This is a genomic window from Tardiphaga sp. (genome assembly GCF_025356345.1).
GTDB lineage: Bacteria > Pseudomonadota > Alphaproteobacteria > Rhizobiales > Xanthobacteraceae > Tardiphaga.
Map to the genome: position 1 here is coordinate 1 of NZ_JANXTC010000156.1, position 3,785 is coordinate 3,785.

3 protein-coding genes are annotated in these 3,785 nt (G+C 60.5%); all 3 read left to right on the forward strand.

Annotation, left to right across the window (positions count from 1 at the left end):
* On the forward strand, window positions 1-315 hold a 315-nt coding region (locus Q0S16_RS09225; protein ID WP_295847374.1), incomplete at its 5' end, for a hypothetical protein.
* 3 nt (window positions 316-318) lie between these two features.
* Window positions 319-2,286, forward strand: a complete 1,968-nt coding sequence (gene asnB, locus Q0S16_RS09230; RefSeq protein ID WP_295847375.1) for an asparagine synthase (glutamine-hydrolyzing) — start codon at window positions 319-321, stop codon at window positions 2,284-2,286.
* Between the two features lie 59 nt (window positions 2,287-2,345).
* Window positions 2,346-3,779 (forward strand): glycosyltransferase, encoded by a 1,434-nt coding sequence (locus tag Q0S16_RS09235; RefSeq protein ID WP_295847378.1) that lies wholly within the window; start codon window positions 2,346-2,348, stop codon window positions 3,777-3,779.
* The last annotated feature ends 6 nt before the right edge of the window (window positions 3,780-3,785 follow it).

The window sequence follows — 3,785 nt, forward strand, 5'->3', positions numbered from 1 at the left end:
GCCATGTCCGGGCGGTCGCTCGGCTTTCTCGCTGAACCGCTCGCGCAAATCGAGCCGTCCACCGGTGTCAGCCAGAGTGCGGTGCTCGAAGCGCTCGAGAAGATCCGCGCCAGGCATGTGGCGAAGCTGGCGCCGGCCGATCGGCGGCATTTCCTGGCCGCATACCACCTGGAACGCGCGGCTGCGATGTCGCGATCCGGAAGCAGGGCAGGGGCTATCGCGGATTTGCTGCAGTCGTGGATGCATGCGCCGTTACGCCACCGCGCGCTCGCCGCTGTGATCCACAATTGCTTTGCAGCAGCGCGGAGGATCTAGCAGATGTGCGGAATTGCAGGCGTCTTTCGACCGAGCGGTGGCGATGCCGCGGCGCTGGCGGATCGCGTGTCGACAATGACCGGCACGCTCGCCCATCGTGGCCCCGATGCCGGCGGGCTGTGGACCGATGCGGCGGCGGGGGTGTCGTTCGGGCACCGGCGGCTATCCATCCTCGATCTAACGACTGCCGGCGCGCAACCGATGCGCAGCGCGGACGGTCGCTTCACCATCACTTACAACGGTGAAATCTACAACCATCTCGATATTCGCGCGGATCTGGAAAGCGCCGGTGCGGCGCCGAATTGGGCGGGACATTCCGACACCGAGACACTTCTCGTGGCCATTCGCCACTGGGGCGTGAAGCAGGCGCTGAACCGGTTCAACGGCATGTTCGCTTTCGCACTCTGGGATGCTCGAGATGGCGTTTTGACGCTTTGCCGCGACCGGTTTGGCGAAAAGCCACTGTTTTATGGCTGGGTCGGCCGCGACCTGGTATTCGCGTCGGAACTGAAGGCCTTTGCGGTCCATCCCGATTGGCACGGATCGGTCGATCGCGAGGCCTTGACCGCCTACATGCGTTATTCCTACGTGCCCACGCCACTGACGATCTGGCAGGGCGTCAGCAAGCTCGCTCCCGGCACGCTGGTGTGTTTCAGCGGATGCGCGACGGCCGGCGAAGACGTGAAGCCGGAGGCCTACTGGTCGATGCGTCAGCACGTGGTCGACGGCCAGCAGGCGCGCCTGGCGGATCCCGTCCAAGCTACCGAGGAACTCGAGCGACTTCTGTCGCAGGCGGTGCAGCGTCAGTCGATCTCCGACGTTTCGCTTGGAGCGTTTTTGTCGGGCGGCATCGATTCCTCGACCATAGTCGCGCTCATGCAGAAGCATTCAACCCGGCCGGTCAGGACATTCTCCATTGGCTTTGCGGAGTCCGATTTCAACGAGGCGGCGAACGCTCGATGCGTGGCCGAGCATCTGGGCACCGATCATACTGAGTGGATCGTTGCTTCGTCAGATGCGCGCGCGCTAATTCCCCGCATGGCCGAGATCTACGACGAGCCGTTCGGCGATTCATCGCAAGTTCCGACTACGCTGGTAGCCACGCTGGCACGCCGCCATGTAACGGTAGCGCTGTCCGGCGATGCCGGCGATGAACTGTTTGGCGGCTATAACCGGCATGTCTGGGGGGCCAGGTTGCATCAGCGATTTGGTGCGCTACCGTTGCCGGTAAGAAAGGCGCTGGCTGGTTTGATCGGTGCCGTGGCGCCGGAGCCGGCCAATACGGTTGGACGCCTCGCCGGTCGGATGTTGCCGCAACGTTACCGGATCCCGCGTGTCGGAGATCGGTTATCCAAGATCCGGCGCATCGTGGATGCTGGGACATTCGACGAGATGTACCGCCTGCTTAGCTCAATCGAGGATGAACCTGCTTCCATCATTATCGGTGGAGCCGAGCCGGAAAGCTGGTTTAACGGGCAAATGGCGATGGTCGATGTGCCGATCGATCCGCTGGACCGCATGACGTTGTCGGACACCCTGAGCTATTTGACCGACGATATCCTGCAGAAGATCGATCGAGCAGCGATGTCCGTCGGCCTTGAGACCCGGGTGCCGTTCCTCGATCGGGATGTTGCCGAATTCAGCTGCCGGCTGCCGCCTGACTTCAAGGTCCGCGACGGCCAGGGCAAGTGGCTGGTCCGCCAGGTGCTGGATCGCCATGTGCCGAAGTCACTGATCGACAGGCCCAAGACCGGCTTCGGCATACCGCTCGACGACTGGCTTCGCGGCCCGTTAAAGGGTTGGGCCTCGGATCTGCTGGCGGGGGATCGGCTTCGTCGCCAGGGCTGGTTCGACGCGGGGCGGGTTGAGGCCGTCTGGACCGAGCATTTGCAAGGCCGCCGTAATCATGGTTCGTGGCTCTGGAACGTGCTGATGGCGCAGGGTTGGGCCGACCAGTGGTGCCGGCCGTAATATTACAAACGGCCCGGCGACCCATTTCCAATGTTTCAAGCGCTAGATTGGCCGTATTCATGACGACGATGACGTCCCGCAAATTAGCTTTGCACCAACATGCCAAGGACTTTGCAGCCGCGCGCCCGATGTGGCGCGAGCGTAATCGCGTTTTCCACCGCGAGGACGAGGCCTATCTCCGTTTTCTGATTCCGGCAGGCAAGCGGATTTTGGAAATCGGCTGCGGCACCGGCGATACGCTGGCTGCGCTCGCCCCGACCTTTGGGGTGGGTATCGATTTCTGCGAGCCGCTGATAGCGAAGGCAAAGGCGTCACATCCGGGCTTGAGCTTTATCGTAGGCGACGCCGAAAGTGCCGAAACCTATCAGGCGCTCGAAGGCCCGTTCGACTATATCCTGGTTGCCGATACCGTCGGTTCGCTCGACGATTGCCAGGCCTTCTTCGAACTCCTTCACCCCTTGTGCACGCGTGAGACGCGTCTGGTGATTGGATACTTCTCGCATCTCTGGTTCCCCGTGCTGAAATTCGCAGAGTGGATTGGACGCCGCATGCCGCATCCGCCGCAAAACGTGCTGGCGCCGGCCGACATTTGGGGGTTGGCGCGGCTCGCGAATTTCGATCCGGTGAAATCCGAGCAGCGCATTTTGATGCCGTTCTCGCTGTTCGGGGTCGGTCGCTTTATCAACCGCTTCATCAGTGTGCTTCCAGGCCTGCGCGCGCTGGCACTTCGCCATTATGTGGTGTGCCGGTCGCTCGAAAAGCTCAATGACGGTCTGGCATCGGTGACGGTGGTGATCCCCGCGCGCAACGAACGTGGCAATATCGAGCCTGCTGTGCAACGGCTGTCGCAATTCTGTGACGATATCGAAATCATCTTTATCGAGGGCCATAGCAAAGATGGTACCTATGAGGAGATGGAGCGTGTCCAGGCCGCCTATCCCGGCAAGGACATCAAAATTATGAGGCAGCCCGGCAAGGGAAAAGCCGACGCAGTTTTTGCGGCCTATGATGTTGCGCGCGGCGATGTCCTGATGATTTTGGATGCCGACCTGACGATGCCGCCGGAGCAATTAGGAAAATTCTGGGATGCCATCAAGTCGGGCAAGGGCGAATTCATTAACGGCTCGCGTCTGGTCTATCCGCTCGAGGATGAGGCGATGCGATTTCTCAACCTGATCGCCAACAAGCTATTCTCGTATATGTTCTCTTGGCTTCTCAACCAGCGCTACACCGATACGTTGTGCGGGACCAAGGTGATGCGTCGCGCCGATTATTACCGGTTGCGGGACGGCAAAGCATATTTCGGAGATTTTGATCCGTTCGGTGATTTTGATCTGATCTTCGGCGCATCCAAGCTCAACCTGAAATCAGTAGATCTGCCGATCCGTTACGCAGCGCGCGCCTACGGTGAGACACAGATCTCGCGCTTCAGTCACGGCGTGCTGCTCCTGAAAATGGTGGTGTTCGCGTTCTTCAAGATCAAGGCGATCTGATCGTTA